12 protein-coding genes are annotated in these 18836 nt (G+C 62.3%); 5 read left to right on the top strand and 7 right to left on the bottom strand.

What is annotated here, in order from left to right; translation table 11 throughout:
* Positions 1-69 precede the first annotated feature (69 nt).
* From IAE77_RS28445 to IAE77_RS28430, 4 genes are read right to left on the bottom strand one after another with little or no spacing between them, the layout of a single operon-like run.
* The gene (locus IAE77_RS28445) at positions 70-843 is read right to left on the bottom strand and encodes a sterol desaturase family protein (RefSeq protein ID WP_294234470.1); all 774 of its coding nucleotides are present in this window, start codon (positions 841-843) and stop codon (positions 70-72) included.
* Complete coding sequence (locus tag IAE77_RS28440) at positions 840-1838, bottom strand: hypothetical protein (RefSeq protein ID WP_294234463.1); 999 nt, start codon at positions 1836-1838, stop codon at positions 840-842. Before IAE77_RS28440 ends, IAE77_RS28445 begins: the two co-directional genes overlap by 4 nt.
* On the bottom strand, positions 1835-2398 hold the full coding sequence (locus IAE77_RS28435; protein WP_294234460.1) for a hypothetical protein: 564 nt from the start codon (positions 2396-2398) through the stop codon (positions 1835-1837). Before IAE77_RS28435 ends, IAE77_RS28440 begins: the two co-directional genes overlap by 4 nt.
* Positions 2399-2421: 23 nt before the next feature.
* Positions 2422-2703: a hypothetical protein gene (locus IAE77_RS28430; protein ID WP_294234457.1), complete on the bottom strand. Its 282-nt coding sequence runs from the start codon at positions 2701-2703 to the stop codon at positions 2422-2424.
* A 143-nt stretch (positions 2704-2846) separates the two neighbouring features.
* On the opposite strand from IAE77_RS28430, the gene IAE77_RS28425 reads away from it, so the two are divergent.
* Positions 2847-3122: a hypothetical protein gene (locus IAE77_RS28425; RefSeq protein ID WP_294234455.1), complete on the top strand. Its 276-nt coding sequence runs from the start codon at positions 2847-2849 to the stop codon at positions 3120-3122.
* Positions 3110-3511: a PIN domain-containing protein gene (locus IAE77_RS28420; RefSeq protein WP_294234452.1), complete on the top strand. Its 402-nt coding sequence runs from the start codon at positions 3110-3112 to the stop codon at positions 3509-3511. The genes IAE77_RS28425 and IAE77_RS28420 overlap by 13 nt, the downstream gene beginning before the upstream one ends.
* A 33-nt stretch (positions 3512-3544) precedes the next feature.
* Here the strand turns inward: IAE77_RS28420 and IAE77_RS28415 are convergent, their stop codons facing one another.
* Positions 3545-6841, bottom strand: a complete 3297-nt coding sequence (locus IAE77_RS28415; RefSeq protein WP_294234448.1) for a PSD1 and planctomycete cytochrome C domain-containing protein — start codon at positions 6839-6841, stop codon at positions 3545-3547.
* A gap of 217 nt (positions 6842-7058) precedes the next feature.
* Between IAE77_RS28415 and IAE77_RS28410 the strand changes: the two genes are divergently transcribed.
* Entirely contained in the window at positions 7059-9584 is a 2526-nt protein-coding gene (locus IAE77_RS28410) for an ankyrin repeat domain-containing protein (protein WP_294234445.1), read from the top strand.
* A 14-nt stretch (positions 9585-9598) separates the two neighbouring features.
* Here the strand turns inward: IAE77_RS28410 and IAE77_RS28405 are convergent, their stop codons facing one another.
* Both IAE77_RS28405 and IAE77_RS28400 read right to left on the bottom strand, forming a co-directional pair.
* Positions 9599-10447 carry a hypothetical protein gene (locus IAE77_RS28405; RefSeq protein ID WP_294234442.1) on the bottom strand — a complete coding sequence of 283 codons (849 nt, stop codon included), beginning with the start codon at positions 10445-10447 and terminating at the stop codon, positions 9599-9601.
* Positions 10448-10506: 59 nt separating this feature from the next.
* Positions 10507-10773 carry a hypothetical protein gene (locus tag IAE77_RS28400; protein WP_294234441.1) on the bottom strand — a complete coding sequence of 89 codons (267 nt, stop codon included), beginning with the start codon at positions 10771-10773 and terminating at the stop codon, positions 10507-10509.
* 553 nt (positions 10774-11326) lie between these two features.
* Here IAE77_RS28400 and IAE77_RS28395 point away from each other — a divergent pair.
* Entirely contained in the window at positions 11327-11824 is a 498-nt protein-coding gene (locus IAE77_RS28395; RefSeq protein ID WP_294234437.1) for a hypothetical protein, read from the top strand.
* Positions 11825-12054: 230 nt separating this feature from the next.
* On the top strand, positions 12055-18836 hold a 6782-nt coding region (locus tag IAE77_RS28385; RefSeq protein ID WP_294234434.1), incomplete at its 3' end, for a putative Ig domain-containing protein.

Genomic DNA, 18836 nt, shown 5'->3' with positions numbered 1-18836 from the left:
GAATTCCGAGCTACATGAAGTGCAGCTTCAGGCTGTGACCGTTTGCCGAGAGAGTGTGAGAAATGCGGGCTAGCGCATCTTCCGACGAAACGGATGCCAGAGCTGGCCAAAGTAGTGCTTCGAAATCGGCTCGTGGATGCCAAAAGACTCGGGCTCGTGATCGGGACAGCGATAGGTGCCGAAAAGGATGTCCATCAAAGGCGAGATGTTCGCGTAGTTGCCGGCATCGCGGGCCTTGTCGTGATGCCAGTGATGCAGTTCCGGCGCGCCGATGATCATCCGCAGCGGACCGATGGGCAGACGCACGTTTGAGTGAATGAAGATCGCCCATAGGCCGCGGAAGGCGAGGAAACCGGCCAGCGTCTCCAACGGGAAGCCGAGGATGAACGCAGGCAGGTTGATGATGCCGACCGTGTAAATCGTGTCGAGCGGATGCTCCCGGTGCGCCGCCAGCCAGTCGAGATGCTCCGCGCTGTGATGGATCGAATGAAAGCGCCACAGGAACGGCACCGCATGTTGCAAACGATGCGCCCAGTAGATGAGGAAGTCGCTCAGCACGATCATTTCGATGGCCTGCAGCCACCAGGACTGCCCCGCGACGGCCGCGCGGAAGTTTGGCGGCACGATGCCATCCAACCAGCCGCGGAAATGATTCAGCGCCCAAAACACCAGCCCGCTCCACAGCAGGTACTGGCCGAGCAGAAAGAACAAATCGGTCCAGAAGGCCGGACGGAAGAATCTCTGCCCGTCACGCGCTGGAAACAGCTTCTCCAGCGGCCGGAACAGCACCACGAGGAAAAGGATGCTCAGGCCGGTGGAGAGAATGGCGGCGGGAAGGGTCATGGCTTGATCGGCATGTCTGACTTCAGAAGCGGCTGCGTGAGGTCAAAAAGCGGAGGGCGAAAAACAGGTCCCGATTTTGAACTGCTCATCAGGGTCGAATGCCATTGGAGTCTGTCCCAAATGCTCTCGGGCGTCAGCAGTTTGCCGCTCTTTGCCAATGCTGTTCCGTTGTCTTGCAGGATGGTTTCCACAACCTTCGGATCCATCCCCTTCGGGTCTTTCACAACGGGCACCGGAAAAATGGATGGCTTGGGAGATGGAAACTCCAGGACAAACCTGACGGCACCTGATTTTGAACTGGCCATCATCACGGATCGTTCCGGAACGAGGATATACCCGGGTGCCGGAGGCTCCGACTCGGCGTAGTCAGTCACCGTGACACTTGTCTGCAAGCGCGGTTCGCCAAGGCGGTCCTGCTTCCATGGTTCATCGAGTTTTCCCAACCTGCTGCTCTTTGTCACCGCTGTGCCGTCATTTGCCAACAGGGTTCTCATCACCTCAGGATCAGACAGTTGTTCCATCAATCCTTTTTGCGAAGGGGGTGTCTCCTCCGAACGAAGCCAGGTTCGATCATCGGGCATGGGCACGCTGTGAAACGCCTTTGAAAGCCGCAGCGGAAACAAGAGGCTCAAGGTTTCGGACTTCGTGGCTTCCAGCAGCTCCCCATCCAGCTCAAAGAGCGAACCCGACGCGGTGGGGACGTTGAGGGGAGGAAAGGCTGCCGTGCCGGAGCCCTCCCGTGGCAGCGCATCCTTTATCACTCGATCGGCCACCATGGGCTGCATCTGGTGACGAAGGTCGGTGGGATTGAAAGCCGCCGTCAACAAGTCATCATCGACCACCAGCCGAGACAGGCTGTCGTCGGAAATGCCGCTGTTCTCCGCGTTGTGCTTCGCAGGGTTCATCGACTGATGAGAATAGACCACGTAACCTGCCAGCAAGCTGAGCGAGAGCAGCGGAGCCAAAAGGCGTGGGACTTTGGTCAATCGACTCATGGCGTAGATGCAGGCTTGTTTGAGAGTGGCGCAAAAGGATCCGCTGCATTCACGGTGGAACCAAAAGGATCGTGACCACGATTGATGGTTTCGGAATTCCACTTCGCCCAGAAGTCTGAGAAGGGCGTCAGAGGTGAAGACTTCGGTTCAGCATCCGAATACGCGTCCAGTTTGATTCCAAACCATCCATACTGCAGTCGTCGCCAAGCACCGAGCCCGAAGAAATGAACCGGGCCACTCTTGCTGCCCACCATCATCGGGCGAACGTACATCACCGGCACGCCGGCAGCTTCCGACGCGCCGACAGCGGTTGACTTTCTCAATGAGAAAATGGGTTGATTGATGGCTTTGGAGCCGATGACACGCAGGTCGCTGGCGGGTCGTTCACCGGATGCCCCCCAACTGTCTTTGATGGGACCCGCGAGCTCATTGGCTTTTGACGGTCGAATCGAATCAACCGCGCGGAGGCCTAGCGGATCCGGCGGCGCTGTGTTCGACGTGACCTGTGAATGCCAGACGTAAGCCGCCAGCAGTGCCAGTGAGAACAGCACGACGCTCACGCGGGCGAGTTTTGACGGCCCACTCATGGCTTTGGGGCAGATGCCTGCGGTTTGCTGGTCTGCACCTGCAACGCATCCGAGCCGACCGTGGTTCCTCCGGTCCAGGACTTGCTGCCAGGCATGATGAGCGTGCCGCTTTTGGAGCCGGGGAAGACTGGTGGAGGCGTCTGGGGATTCTGCGGCGGCAGAACCAGCAGCTTGGAACTCGGCATCATGGTCGGGTTCGACTGCTTTTGAGTGAACCAGACGCAGCCGATGAGCAGGCCGAGCGAGGAGCAGATCGCGGCAAGGCGAAGCAGTTTCATGCGCCGCATGCTACTGGAGCCGCTTCAACGAAGTCGAGCCCAAAGTAGCCTTGTTGCTGTGCAACAAGGCCCTGTTCCGCAGGAACAGGGCAGCTTTGGCACCACAGCCTTGCCGGGCCGTGATTCGGGATTACCTATGGCACATGACGATCACGCCAAGAGAGCTGGCAGGGCTTCCGTCCGAGACTTGGAAGAGTCTCGAAGACGGGACAGAGAACGTTTTCGTGAAGCCAGAAGGCGCGGCGGTGATGTTTCGCCTGATGCCGGTGCCGGCACACGGTGGCACGGTGAGGAGCCTGCTCGCGACGCTGAACTCGGCGGACTTGCTGGACGACGAGGAGCGAGAAGCATTTGCCGCAGATGTCGAGGCCGGGCGGAAGGCAATGAACCAGGTCCCTGTTTCGCCATGGGATACCTGATCGATTCCGGCATCTTCATTGCCATCGAGCGCGGTGCCTTGGCTCCAGAGGCGTTCGTCGGGCAGGCGGGCGACGAATCCTGTTTCGTTTCCGTGGTGACGGAAAGTGAGCTGTGGCACGGCGTGCATCGCGCCAGCACCGCCGAACGAGCCGCCAAACGTGCGGCCTTTGTTGAAAAATGTCTTCGCGAGGCTCCTTCACTTCCTGCGGATCATTTGGTGGCTCGGAAGCATGCCCTGATCTGGGCACAGCTCGAAGCGTCAGGCCTTGTCATCGGGGCTCATGACCTGTGGATTGCCGCGACGGCCCTTGTTCACGATCTCAAGCTTGCGACGCGCAATGAGCGGGAGTTTCGCCGCGTACCCGGCCTCAAAGTCGAGGTGTGGTGAGGCCGCACCCTGTTCCGCAGGAACAGGGCAACTTTAATCCACAAACATGAACTCGTTGCTCATCAGCAGCACCTGCGCGAGCTGGCTGAGCGGGCTTTGAGGCTTCTGGCGGCCGAAGGGCCAGCGGCTGGCGTCGCAGAAGTCGTTCTTGGCGTCGGTGATGAGATCGCCGCTTGCGTTGGTGATGCGCGGCTGCCACTCGAAGCTGTCGCTGTCCGTGCTCTTCTCGTTGTGGACGATGAAGCTCAGGATGTCGCCCTTCTTCACCTCGGTGGTGAGGTGCGTGGGCAGCTGCTTGTTCTGCGGCGTCACCAAATACTCGCTCAGCACTCCAGTGCGGCTGTTGTGAATCCAGGCGCGGACACCATCGCCTCGGTCGGTCTTGCGGCTGAGGGTGGCGTCGATGGTCACCTTCAAATCGGTGGGCACATGCCAGCGGGCGGTGACGGCGAGGTCTTTCGGGGCCGCATGACCGCCGTAGTTGGCCCAGAAGGCGTGGCCCCATTTGGGATCAGCGCTGGGGATCTTCGCTTCGGGACTCCAGAGCTTCTGCCCGCCGCCGGCACGTTCAGTCAGATGGGCGAATGGCTGGAAATCGCTGAACGCAGGCTTGCCATCGGCTCCGGGCCTCAGGGTCAGCGTGCCGTAGCTCCAGCGGAAGGGCTTCTCGGCATTCAAGGCCGTGGCATCGGCGGCGAAACGTTGGGCCAGCTCGACTTCATCCGGCCGCGGATCACGATTGATGATGCGGCGATACATCGCGCGAATCGCCTCGGAATCGAGCGTGCTGCCATTCAGCGTGGTCGTTTTGGCGATGGCGTCCGCCCGGCCGCGCATGAAGGGGCTGTTCATCAGGAACAGCGCCTGCTGCGGCACCGTGGTGTTGAATCGCTGCGGGCTGTGGCCCTCCGGATTCGCAAAGTCGAACATCGCGGGCACGGTGGCCTGGTCGTAGCGGTCCACCTTCAGGTAAAGCGTGCGAAAAGTGTCCGCCTCCTTCGCATTCAGCTCCACCGCACGTCCGCCGTGCTTGTTCATGTCGAGTTCGCCACTGGCGGCGAGCAGCGCATCACGCATCGTCTCGTAATCGAGGCGCTGGCGGTTGAAACGGCTCAGCAGCTCATTGTCGGCATCCTTCGTCGTCTTGTCCGCCGTCGCGTGGCTGCTCTGCTGGTAGGTGCGGCTGGTCAGGATCAGCGTGTGCAGCTTCTTCAGGCTCCAGCCGTTCTCCATCAAATAGGATGCGAGATAATCCAGCACGTCCGCCTGCACCGGCTTCGGCGTCTGCACGCCGAAATCGCTCGGCTGCGAGACGAGCGGCTTGCCGAAATGCTGCATCCACACGCGATTCACGATCACCCGGGCGGTGAGCGGGTTGTCCTTGCTGGCGACATGCTTCGCCAGCTCCAGACGGCCGCTGCCATCGGTGAATTTTTCGCCGCCGAACATCGTGAGCCACGCACGTGGCGCCGGATCGCCCTGACGCGCCGGATTGCCGCGCATGAACACTCGCACGTCCTGCGGCTTCGGCTTGTCCAGCAGCACCATGGCACGCGGCGGGGCGCCGGGATGCGTGCTGTCCAGCTTCGTGCGCTCGTTTTCGATGCGCACCACCGTCTCGCGGTCCTTGCGGGTGAAAAACGTCTCCGCCTTCTCCGGTGTGATGGAGTAAGGCGTCGCGCCGTTTTGCAACAGCTCGCGAATCTGCCGCCAGTCCCCGTTGTCGGCCTCCTTGCCGGACAGCGTGGCGACAAACGTGTCGCGGTAGAGCGTCGCGACATCGCTGAGGCTCTTCAGCGTGCGCTTCGGCAGCTCGTTGCGCAGCACGGCGTTCAGGCCGCTGGCCGGATCCACCAGGCGTTTGCTCACCTCCGGCGCTTTCTGCACGAACTGGGCGGCTGGCAGCGCCGCAAATTCCTTCCACGCCAGCATCACCGGATGCGGTTTGGCGGTGAGGGCGTTTTTCTTCAGGAAATCACGCCACATCTCGCACACGCGGTCACGCAGCTTGAGCTGGCCGGCACGCCCACGGAAGGCGGTGCCATCCATCCCCTGCCCTTCCTGGGCGAAGACGAGGCATTGCGGCAGCGTGGCCGCGTCGGTCGATTCCGCATGGACCTTGCGTTTGAAGTCCAGGGTCTTCGCATCGATCTCGGCCACCTTGGCGTCGTAGTCCTTCGCGTCCTTCTCATTCGCCGCCTTGCCGATCACGGGCAGTTGCGGATCGTCCGGCTCCTCGCTGCTGTTGAAGATGCTGTAGAGCGCGTAGTAGTCGCGGCTCGGGATCGGATCGAATTTGTGATCATGGCAGCGGGCGCAGCCGATGGTGATGCCCAGCAGGCCGCGGCCCACGACATCGATGCGGTCATCGGTGATCAGCAGCTTGTCGTTGATGAAGCGCTCGCCCACATTGTAAAAGCCCAGCGCCGCCAGATGGGGCGAGTTCGGCGTGCCGGCCGTCAGGCGATCCGCCGCGAGCTGGTAGCTCACGAACTGGTCATACGGCATGTCGTCATTCAGCGCCTTCACCACCCAGTCGCGATAGGTGAACGCATACGGGTAGAAATTGCTGCGGCCCGCGACCTGATAGCCGTTCGTGTCCGCATAGCGCACCACATCCAGCCACATGCGGCCCCATTTCTCACCATAGCCGGGTCTGGCCAGCAGCTGCGGCACCAGCGCCTGCGGATCGCGCAGACCGGCCTGGAGCTGCTCGTAACTCGGCGGCAGACCAGTCAGCGTGACGTAGAAACGCCGCACCAGGCTGGCCGGCGCGGCCGGCGGGGCGAAATCGAGCCCCGCCGCCTTCAGTTTGGCTCCGACCAGCGCATCGATCGGATTGCCGGTGGCACCCGCAGGCAGAGCCGGCTTCTGCACCGGCTTGTAAGCCCAGTGCTGCATCGGATCAGCCTTCGCCGGGCCGTGCGACGCGACTTCCTTCTCCACCGGCCACGGCAGGCCCAGGCTGATCCATTTTTCAAACGCGGCGATCTGCGGCGCGGACAGCTTGTCGCCCTTCTTCGGCATCGCCTCGACCCCCGCGGCATGCGTGATCGCCTTGATCAGCTTGCTGGCGCTCGGATTGCCCGGCTCCACCACTTTCCCGTAATCGCTGCCGCGCAGCACCGCCGCACGCGAGTCCAGGCGCAGGCCGTTCTGGTGCTTGTCCGCGCCGTGGCATTCGTGGCAGCGCTCCGCCAACACCGGGCGGATGTTCTTCTCAAAAAACTCGATCTGCTCCGGCGGAAACGCGTCCGCCGCGGCGGCACGGGACATCGCGACGGCAAAGCCGCCCAGAGCAAGGCAGGGAAACAGGAAACGCAGGGTCATGTGGGGGTTCGGCACGGGTGAAGTTACCTCATCGGCCGCAAAAACCAAACGCGCAGCCCCCGTGCCACCTTGCACCCCGAACGCCCGGGACAAACCCGTGCGCAAAAAGGCAAAAATCGGTCACAGCGGCGACGCCGGATCAGGGTCAGGCCAAAGGTGGCACCTCACGGCGGAAAACTGCTTCACAAGGAGCCCCGGCCATGACTACGATGCGGTCATGAGGCATCTCCTGGTCATCCTTGCCGCTGCATTCGGCCTTCTGGCGGTGCAGGCGGAAGAATTGACCGAGTACTGGCGGAAGCAGGAGTTCTGCGAGGCCTGCGTGACAGGGGATGCCGCCAAAGTGAGCGATCTTTTGAAGAGCGGCGTGCAGCCCGATTTCACTTCAAAGACCTACTACCGCAGGACACCCCTGCTCCTGGCTGTCGAACATGGGAGACGGGACATCGTGAGGCTGCTGGTGAAGGCGGGCGCAGCGCTGAACAAACCGGGCGGCAGCGCCCTCGAAACAGCAGCAGAAGGCGTCAGTCCAAGCCGAAGCGATCCATTCAACAACTCGACCGATCCAGCGGAGACGCTGCTCATGATCGATTTGCTGATCGAACTGGGTGCGGACGTCAATACCGACGACGGCGCCGCCCTTGTGACGGCGGCGGGCACTGACATACGCTACTTCGATAAACTGGTGCTCGCCGGCGGCATTCCCACTCCCGCCTGCCTCGTCAGGGCGGTTCGCAGCGGGAAGGCGGATGTCTTCGAAGCACTCCTCAAAGCCGGATTTGATCCCACCTGGAGGGATGAAGATGGCCGCACGCTCCTGCACCACGCCGTCGTCAGCGGGGAAAAGAACCTTTTGCAGCGCCTGACCGATCTGGGCATCGCGGTCAACGCGCGTGACAACGCCGACCGCACCCCCATCTTCGAAGCTTTGAACTACGCGGTCACCGACAGCATTTCGTGGCTGATCGACCACGATTGCGACCTCAATGTCGCGGACAACGAAGGCATCACGCCCTTGATGTTCCAGGCCACCGTCCTGGATCACGATTTCGGTAGCGGGATGCTGGGGGCGTTGATCGAGCTCGGAGCCCGGATCGAAGCCCGTGACGGGAAAAATCGCCAGGCAATCGATCACGCCGTGGCCGCCGCAGCTTGGGAAAACGTTGCCAAGTTGCTTGATCGCGGTGCGACGCCGGCTTCTCCATCGGCTGTCCTCGATGCGCTGGCGCGGCAATCACTCGCAGGCACCGGGGAGGAGAAAGTCGTCGTGCCCATCCTGACGAAACTGCTGCCTCAACTCAAAAACGTGCAGAACATCCAGGTGGAAGGCTTTCCACTGATGTCATGGCCGGTGTTCATCGGCAGCAAACGTCTGGCAGACGTGCTGCACAAGGCCGGCGCCGACTTGAACGCCACCGACGCGCGTGGCCGCACTCCTTTGATGCACGCCGCACAAATCGGAAACGCCGACCTGAGGAGCTGGCTGAAGAATGCCGGTGCCGATCCGGCCAAAAAAGACCACGCGGGCCTCACCGCCGACGATTGGGCCCGGCGGCCCGTCTCCCGTCACGATCCCGATGCCGGCACCGCCGATTCGTCGGTTTTGAAACGGCCTCCAGCTCCGAAGGACGATCTCTTTGCCGCGATCGCCGCGAATCAGGCCGACGATGTCGCACGCATCCTCTCCACCGACGCCCAGGCGCTCCATCGCACGCGGGGAGGCCTTCAGCCGGTTCATCTGGCCGCGGCGCTCGGCCGCGGCGAGATCCTGCGGCTGTTGATGAAGCACGGCGCTTCACCCATGACGCCTGCGGATGACTCGCTGACGCCCATCTCCGTGGCCGCCCAGAGCGGCCAGATCGAGACAGCGCTCGAACTCGGAAGGAATCTCGATGATGACAGCCGCCGGGCCCAGATCACGCAGCTCCATGCGCTGTGGACAGTCGAGCATGATCGTTGCCTCAATGCCTTGAAGGTGATGGTGGGCCTCGGAGGGCAGATCGACCCAGGCGAGGTGTCTTTTGCCATCGAGGATGTGATCCGTGAAAACGACCCGGCCTTCCTCGAATCCCTCCTGAACCAAGGAAAGATCCCGACTCCGACTCTCGCCGAATCGGAAGATCCTTTCAGCAACCATCAAAGGCGCCAGAGCGTGCTGAAACTGGCCGCGCAGCCTGCGGACACGAAGATGCTCGGCCTGCTGCTGAAAAGCATTCCGGTCAAAGAGCCGCAGTGGAGCGAAAACATCCTGGAGGCGCTTCACTATGCCAGCAGCACAGGCAACTTGCCTGCTGTGCGCCTCCTCGTGGAGCAAGCGGGAGCCGATGTGAATGCCGGCCTGCGCGCGCACCATGGGAACTGGGGTTATGTCAGCACCCCGGAGGACGAGAAAATCCGGTTCACGGCCCTGTGCCTCGCCTTGCAGAAGGGTCACGAGCCGGTGGTTCGCTACCTGCTCGGCCGCGGGGCGGTTCCGCAGGGTTGCGATGGCCGTTCACGGCAGGCTTTGGCCGCCGCCGTCGCCAGCGGCAGCGTGAAACTGGTCAAACTCATGCTGGATCATCACGCCGCGCTGGAGGCCGTGGACAACGACCGCCGCACCGCGCTGCATGAAGCCGCAGTGCGTGGGCATGTCGAGATCGCACGGCTGCTGATCCAGCATGGAGCCAGCCAGAAGGCCAGGGACGATTCAGGGCAGACGCCGGAGGAACTCGCTCATGAGGCTGGACAGCCTGTCTGGTGACGAAGCCAAAGCACCTACTCGGGCAGTTTCTTGAAGGCCGTCACGATCCGGGCATGCCCGGGATACGTGCCATCGATGGACGCGTGCCACGCGGCGCACATCCAGCCCCCGGCGGTTTTCAGCGAGAGGCTGGTGTTCCAATGGCTCAACTCAGGCCGGACCTCATGCACGAGTTGTCCGGTGACGGGGTCGATGCTCGTGATGACCGTCTGCCAGGTGATCTCCGACCATTCCTTGGCCTTGTCACCAGGCTTGGGACGCACCCAGGCGACCCACCACCTGGCTGCGGCCCACACAGGGTTCGAAACCCGCGGAAAGTCGTAAATCGTCGCCACCGGGCCGAGTTCCACGGTGATGCCCGGGAAGAACGTCTTCAGGGACACGCATGAGAACTTGAGGATGGCGTCCTCCTCCACGGTCATTCGAGGTTCTGACCAGGCAAAGCCCACCTCATCTCCCGCCTTGCCTGTCGTTTCCGCAAACAGGGCGCCCGATGCCAAGGGCAGCGGATAGGATTGCTTCCGGCCATTCACAATTTCCCGCAAGATCGCGCGCTTCCCCTGCCCTTCGATCTTGACCGTGGTCACATCCCACGAGGCTTCTCCCTTCAGACGACGCTGCCATTCCTCGAGTTGTTCTGCTGAAAGGCGATGCCGTGGCAGGATCACTTGGCCGTCGGTGGTGAAGCTCATCTTCCACATTGGGCGCTGCTCCATGTCGAAAGCATCGTTGTTGCCGAAGCAGATCACGAAAGTCCCGTCCTGCACGACCACCGTGGGATGAGTGTCACCCCTCGGATCACTGTGCGCCCATAGCGACGTCAGGGCCGCCAGACTCAGGACGAGACACATCGCGATGCGCATGCTCGACCTTACCGCTCATCCATCTTCTGCAACCAGACAGTTCACATCCCTCACACTCGCTACCGCCGTCCATTCAGGATCAGCTCGTTGATCTTCTGGCGTAAGGCCTCCATGTCAGGATCAGCGAAGGCACTGTCCAGGGTGCTCAGGTTGTTCGTGTTCGGACTGGTGCCGCTGATCTCATTCGCCAGGTCTGCCGCCGTGACTTCGCCGGTCGGGCCGGGATCGCCTTGCGGACCGGGAAAACCGGTGGGCAAGTCGAAGGTGAAGCGCACGTGGCTGCCGTCGAAGGTCACGCCCACGGCCGCTGGATCACCGGCGGGCAAGGTGTTTACCGCATCCACCACCGCATGCGGAGATGCGGTTGTCGTCGGGCATGGTGTTGGAGGGTGGAGTGTGAGGTGCCACGCCATCCCACGTGAGGGACGATGGTGAATCCCAATTGATCTGGGACCCACCGGACTGCATGTCCCAAGTGAGCGGTTGCGGCATGGCGGGAGGATGGGTGAAAGAGGCAGTCGTTCCACTACAGAGCCCAGGTCTCATTAGCACGGCGATGCAGGTCTCAAACGCTAGGCGCGCGCGCGCGTGCGTGGTCAGTGGTTTACTCTCTGTTATCCATTTCTCCTGGTGACGTGAGGCATCATCCACGGCGCGAAAAAGCCAGCTTCTGAAACCTTTTCGAGAGCTCACAGCTCATGACCAAAAGGGAGTCCACTGCCTGTTTTTTTACCTCAGATGTCATGAATCGACCCCATCGACTTAGGTAGGCATTCTGTCAGACTGACGAAAAAGTTTATCGACATTTGATCCAGGTATTAGGTAGAAGCTCAGCATTCGCGGAAAATATCTCGCTAAATACCTATTTACCCTCCCGTCATGCACTCAATTCTACCGCATCTTCGCCGCGCCCGCTGGGTGCATGCCGTGCAACTGATCGTTTTCACTTTTTGGGTGATGAATCCGTTTCCGGGGGCCTTGTCCTACTGGACGGACAGCAACAACGACGGCGTGAAGGAAGAAGTCGGCAATCCTGAGGAGGGAGCCTCCTGGTGGGGTGCAGATTCGGACGGTGACACCCTCATCAATGAGGTGGAGGTGATGTTCGGCTCTGATCAGATCCCTTCCCCTCCGGCAGCTTTTGGTACAACGGGATCGAGTACTCCGGCTCGTGGAACGATAATGATTCCGACGGCATCCCGGATGCGCTGGACTTCTGGCCGTGGGACGGGTGGAACGGTGAATCCCACTTCAACTACAATGGTGTCGAATACCTGGGATCCTGGAGTGACCGGGACAATGACACCATCCCCGATCAGGCGGACGCCTATCCCGATGACCCCACCAATGGCACTGACAGCGACAGCGACGGCCTGAGCAACTACGACGAGAACACCCAGCATGGCACCAATCCGGACTCGCCCGACACCGATGGGGATGGTCTGACGGACTCGGAGGAGCTTTTCAGATACCACACCAACCCGCTCCAGCAGAAGACCCTCCCGAATCAGATCTACAGCGACTTTTACACCGTCGATCAAACCGATTCAGACAGCGATGGCATCCCCGACTCCATCGAACAGTGGTATGTGGAGCAAGGCTACAGCATGGGCTCCAACACCGTCGATGACGCGCGGGCCGACTTTGACGGTGACGGCTACACCAACCGTCAGGCCTATGAATTCGGCTGGAGTTTCACCGCGCACGCCAGCCAGTATGATCTGGACCAGGATCGCATCCTGGATGTGCTGGAGGACGCCTGGAACGCAGCCTATCCAGGCATGTTCAGCAGCGGTCTTGATGATGCCGTCCAGGATTACGACGGCGACGGATTGATGAACTTTGAGGAGATCGCCCTGGGGCTCAATCCCGGCCAGGCCTGCTCACGGTCTCCGGTGATTCATGACACCCTGGAGTGGGCGTGGCGCTGGATGATGGTTCCGGGAAGCATGCCGCCGGGGTCGTTTGGCTTGCTGCAGTTCAGCACAACCAGACCATCATCATGGGGGTATCAGGAGGACGCCGACCTTGATGGAGTGGCTGACGGGTTGATGGCCTTTGCAGCCGATTACCACGGCGGGAACGCGGGTGTCGTCCTGCCCTCACGCATTGCCAGCGGTGACTATGACGGTGACGGCATGCCGGATGTCTGGGAATACCGCCATCAACTGGATCTGCGGGATGGTGGCGACCGGGAACGCAACGAAGATGGAGACACCCTGGTGAACTGGCAGGAATACGACCAGGGGCGGCATCCGCGAGTGCACGATGATCCGGCACCTCGGCTGGTCACCACCAGCCTGCCCAGTGGCGAGACCAGCACCGCCTACTCAGCATGGCTTCAGGCGACGGAAGGCACGGCACCGTACGGCTTCACGATCACCAATGGGTGGCTGCCGCCGGGGCTCTCCCTTGATCCGAACACCGGGGAGATCAACGGCACTCCAACCATTGCCGGACCCGCGCAGTTCACAGTGATGGTCACCGACTCAGCCGGATTTTTTGGTTTTGGTGACATTTCGATGATGGTGACCGAGGGGATGAGCGACCCTCCTCCCCCCTCGTTGACCCTGTCGGGAGACTTCCCGGATGGAACGGTGGGCGGGGCCTACACAGCCACTGTTTCTGCGGGTGGAGGAACAGCTCCCTACACCTTCAGCATCGCAGCTGGTTGTATACCGCCGGAAGGACTGACCTGGGATCCTGCCACTGCCACGCTGAGCGGCACTCCGATGGCTGCCGGAACTTACACGATCACGGTGGAAGTCAGTGATAGCAACACATCCACGGCGACTGGCACCCAGACGGCCACCGCCAGCTTCAGCTTCACGATCACCGAGCTGGAGTTTGCCACGGCCGCCGAGCTGCCTGCCACCAGCTATGGGGTGCCTTATTCCGCTGTCATCACGGCGCGGAATGGAACGGCCCCGTACGTTTTCAGCCTGATGGCACGAGAGGGGGATTCTGGCCTGCCGGGTGGTTACATGCTGCAGAGCACCGGAGTCGTCACGTTCATGGGCGACACGGCGCTGATCCCCGGAAGCGGAGTTCATACCTTCACGGTCGAGGTCATGGATGCTTCAGGGCTGACGGCTGAAAAGCAGTTTCAGATGATTCTGACGCCTCCTCCGCCACCACCACCGCTGACCATCGGTGCCGCCACCCTGCCGGAGGGGACTGCGGGGGAGGCCTATGGGGCAAGTGTCGGTGCGAGCTACGGCGCGGAGCCTTATCAGTTCTCCGGGGGGGGGGCCGGATTGACGGTGGAGTCAGACGGTCGCATCACCGGGATTTTGCCTCAAGAGCCTGGCACCTACACACTCTCCGTCACCGTGATGGATTCCGCCATCACGCCGGCTTCCGCCAGCGCTAACCTGGTGCTGGAGGTCCGTCCGCCGCGCCCGGCAGCGCTGCGAATTGAAGGCAGCGTTCCGGATGGTTACATCGCCTTCGGGGGGGCGGGCAACTACAAGTGGCAGTTTCATCAGGAGGGCGACGTGGTCCGGGCCTCGGTTTCTGTTTGGCCCATGACGGGGAGTTTCACGGCAGTGACGTGGAATGACAGCAATGCGCCAGGATCGGAGCTGGTCGAGGTCAACGGCTACGTCGTGTTGGAAGACGATGAAGGGGTCACGGTCAGATCATCCCCCCTTTCCATCCAGGTGCGGGTGGGGGGCGCAGGCGATCCCCCCGTCAATTACAAGCCCGACGAGAACCTGCTGCCCGTCAGCGGACCGGGCCAGCCCACCACCGAGCCGGATGAAATCCACACGGTCAATCCTTCCGACGGCACAGGTTCCCGATATCGGAAAATCGGGCTCAACGGGATGCCGCTGGCGGACTCCAAGCCACAGGTGAAGGACGAAAGCGGTGAGTTGCCGGAGGAGACTTATGTGGACGCGTACTCCACCGAGTTTCGACACAGCGTTTCAGACATCTATGCCAGTGTCGAAAGTTCGCTGCTCCCTCTCCAGGTGCGCCGTGATGTGACCGATGACGTCTGGTCCGCCTCAGCCGGTGGATCTTCGACCATCGCTTCCTATTTCCAAAAGCGCACAGACCGGCCCTTTGGTGCCGGTTGGACCACAAATCTCTGCTCCACCGTGCAAATAAGCGGCCAAGGTGCCACTGTGGTCGATGAACAGGGGAGCACGCACACCTTCCTGGCGAAAGAAGTCCTGGGAGGTATCTCCTGGCAGCCGGCTCAAGGGGCCACCGGGGATGTGAAGTCCCGGTGGAACAAACTCACTTACCTGGGCACGGATCCAAAATGGGACGGGACGTTCACCCTCAGAAAATCCTTCGGAACGGTGTGTCGCTATGAGTATTGCGTCACGAGGAGCGGCATCTCCTACTTCCGCCTGGTGCAGGTCACCGACCGTTTGAACAACCGGCTGGTTTATGAGTATCCAGGGCAGCAGGAGCTCATCCCGGCCCGTATTCACGATCCGGCGCGTCCTGGCCGTGAGTTGAACGTGTTCCAGAATTATGCCAACAACCGCATCACGGAGGTGCGGGGGCCTGCCGGGGAGAGCACCCGCTATTCTTACACCATGCAGGAGATGGAGACGGAGCCCGCCGACACAGTCCCCGTTCTTTCGGCCGTGACACGGCTCGGGGCCAGTGCCGCGGCAAACACGACGGTTCAATATGGCTACAGCGTGGCGCAGGAGGAGTTTGAGGGCGGGCGCTACCAGTGGCACGGGACGGTGAACCGCATCACGGACGAGTTGGGACGTGAATACCACATCACCTACGCGGACAACCACCTGGTGAAGGTCGTCCAGATCATCCAGGGGGTGGAGCAGATTCACACCCGCGGAGGCATGCCCCGCCTCGTCACGAGCATCACGCTGCCCAACGGCCAGGTCACCGGTTTCACGGTCGTCCGGGACGCTGTCATCCGGAAGGTGATGCAGGAGGCGCCGTTCTCCCACACGGTGGTCACCAGCCCGGCAGGCACCACCAGCTATCACTTTGACCTGCCGCACGTTTCGTTCACTCCCAGCTCCAATGCCTACTATCCCGACACGACGTTGAGCTTCACCCGCATGGCGATCACCTCCACGGCGGGGACGGAAACCTACACCTTCAATCCGCTTCCCGGCATGGCGCTGGCCTCCGCCACCGATGTGAGCGGGAACACCACCTCCTTCCTCTACGACGGGATCTTCGACGACCCCGTCCGGGAAACGGACGCGCTCGGCCACTTCAAATCCTTCACCTATGAGCCGACCACACGGGTGATGTCCTCCATGACGGACGAGACTGGTGTGACGACGGCGTATGACATCGAGCCCCACACCGGCCGGAAGCTGGCGGAGACGGTCTCCGACGCCGGCGGCCAGGTCGTGCGGCATGCCACCTACGAGCACACGCACCCCGTGTTCACCGGGTTCGTCACGGGTTCCACCGTGGATGGCGATGCGGAGGACACCGCCCCGCCCACGGTCACGACCTACTCCCTGGGCACTGGCCCGGACGGCTGGCGCACGGTGACCACGACGGTGCAGACGGAGGCCGGAGCCGCGACGACCACCACGGTGAGCAATGCCGCAGGCGGCAAGACCAGCAGCACCGACGCCCTGGGGCAGACGACTCATTTCAGCTACGACGCCCATCACCGCCTGGTCCGGGTGACGCATCCGGACAACACGCACAAGGACCTGGTTTATGATGCCCACGGGAACCTGATCTGTGAGACCAATGAGAACGGGGTGAGCACCTTCCACGCGTATGACCTGCTGAACCGCCGGGTGAGGACCACGGTCGATCTCAACGGCAACGGGACCGCGGATGCGACTTACACAACGGCGAACAGCGGCTCCGGAACGGCGGGCATTCAATACAACGGCGACATCGTCACCACCACCACCTACAATGCGCGCGGTCAGGTGGCCAGCGTGACGGATGCGCGGGGCAAGGTGACCTCCCACACCTACGACACCGCTGGCAGGCTGGTTTCCACCAACGATGGCGGATTTGTCACCCAGATGGAGTACGGGGCGAACAGCGGCGGCAGTGTGTTTGACTCCAGCGGCTTCAAGCCGACGCGGATCACCGATCCGCGCGGCGTGGTCACCACTCTGACCTACGACAAGAAATACCGCACCACGGTGAAGACCGTCAGCGCCAGCGGTGTCTCCGCCACCACCCAGACCGCCTACGACGCGGCGGGGCGGCCGACCCAGGTCACCGACCCGCTGGGGCGCCACACGTGGACGGAGTATGACGTGTTCGGCCAGATCCATCATGTGACCCATCCCGATGGCAGCGAGACCTTCGCGGAGCACACCCACCATGGCACGCCGTGGAAGGTCACGGACGAGGCGGGCAACGTCTCCCGGACGGAATTCGACGCGGCCGGACGCGCCATCCGGGCCATCGCACCGGCGGTCAATGGCGTGAGCGCCATCACGCAGACCCGCCATGACCTGGCGGGCAACGTCATCCGCGTGACCGACCCGCTGGGCCGGGTGACGCAGACGGAATACGACGAGCGCAACCGCGCCATCCGGGTGCGCGCACCTGCCGTGTGGGACGCGCTGGCCGAGGCCAGCGTGCGCCCGGAGACGCGCACGACCTACGACGACCTCGGCCAGGTGCTCACCGTGACCGATCCACAGGGGAATGTGACGACGAAGCACTACGACCGCGCGGGGCGGAACTGGAAGGTCGAAGCGCCGGAGGTGGAGGTTTCAAGTTCCACGTCCCAAGTTTCAAGTTCCGCGCGGCCGACCACCCTCACGAAGTTCGATCCCGGCGGCCTCGCCTTGAGTGTGACCAATCCGCTCGACCAGACGGTGACGAACACCTACGACACGCACGGCCGTTTGGTCACGACGGTGGATGCGGAGGGCATCACCAACACCTTCGCTTACGATGCCGCAGGCAACCGCACCAGCGTGAAGGACGGGCTCAACCAGGAGACGACCTTTGAGTATGACGGGCTCAACCGCCTCACCCGCCAGACCTTTGCCAATGGCGACGAATGGACCCACGCCTACAACGCGGTGCAGAAGCTCAGCCAGACCTCCCCGCGCGGGATCACCACGACTTACACCTACGACAGCCGTGACCGGGTGACGGCCACCAGCGCGCCGGGCCTGGTGCGCAACCACAGCTACGATGTGGCAGGCCGCCTGCTCGGTGTCACCGAGCCTGCCAACCCCGCCGCCAACGTGGGTTACACCTACGACGCGCTGGGCCGGGTGCTGACCGAAACCTCGCGCGGCCTCACGCACAGCTACAGCTATGACATCGTGGGGAACCGCACCCAGGCCAGCTACGGCACCGGGCGTGTGGTGACGACGACCTATGACGCGCTCAACCGCCCCCTGACCCTCGGCGAAGGCGGGCGCACCACCAGCTACGGTTATGACCTGGGCGGACGGGCCGTGGTTTTGACGGCGGGCAACGGGCATACCAGCCGCAACACCTACGACGCGCTGGGCCGGTTGAAGCAACGCACCTTGTTCCGCAGCGGGGCGATGAGCGCCACGGAGGTGCTGGCGCGGTTTGAGTGGACGCACGATCTGCTTGGCAATGTGACGAGTCAGAGCGAGACATGGCCCGGCGAACCGACCCGCCCCGGAGTGCGCACCACCAGCATGGCCTACGACGCGAACAACCGCCTGACGCAGGAGACGATCGACGACCCGGGCACCGGGGTCACGACGACGTCGTATGGCTACGACGACGCCAACAACCGCACGAGCAAGGAGGTCACCGGCGGCAGCGAGCCGGGCCTGTGGAGCTACGTGTACAACAGCGCCAACCAGCTCACGAGCTGGGCGAAAAGCCTCAATGGCAGTCCGGTGAAGAGCGCTGAGCTGACCTACGACGCCGCCGGCAACCGCATCGCCCAGACGGTTCAGGAGTACCTTCCGGACTCTACGCCCTCCGCCCTCAGCTCTACGCTGTATGCCTGGGACTCGCAGGACCGCCTCAACAGCGTCACCATGCCCGACGGCAGCCAGCACGCCTACAAGTATGACTACCGCACGCGTCGCATCAGCACCACGAGGGGCGGCACCCTGGCCTCGCTGGCCACGGCCATCCTGTTCGCGGGCGGTCTGAGCCTCGCGGAATGGGAGGTGGCAGGCAGTGTGCCCGCCATGGCCAACACCCCCAGCGTGGAATACACCCGCGGCCCCGACATGGGCGGCGGCGTGGGCGGCATGCTGTATTCGATCCGGTCATCCAGCCTCCAGAATCAAGCATCGAGCATCAAGTACTCCCTGAGCAACGGACGCGGCGACATCGTCGCGCAGGCGGACCAATCCGCCACGCTGACCTGGACCGCCAGCTACGAGGCCTACGGCAAGCGCACGAAGGAGACAGGCACCAACCAGGACAAGCAGCGGGCGAACTCGAAGGACGAAGACCC

The sequence above is a fragment of the Prosthecobacter sp. genome (genome assembly GCF_014879935.1).
Classification (GTDB): Bacteria; Verrucomicrobiota; Verrucomicrobiia; order Verrucomicrobiales; family Verrucomicrobiaceae; genus Prosthecobacter.
Note: the sequence above shows the minus strand (reverse complement) of the source record. Positions and strands in the feature narration are given on the sequence as shown.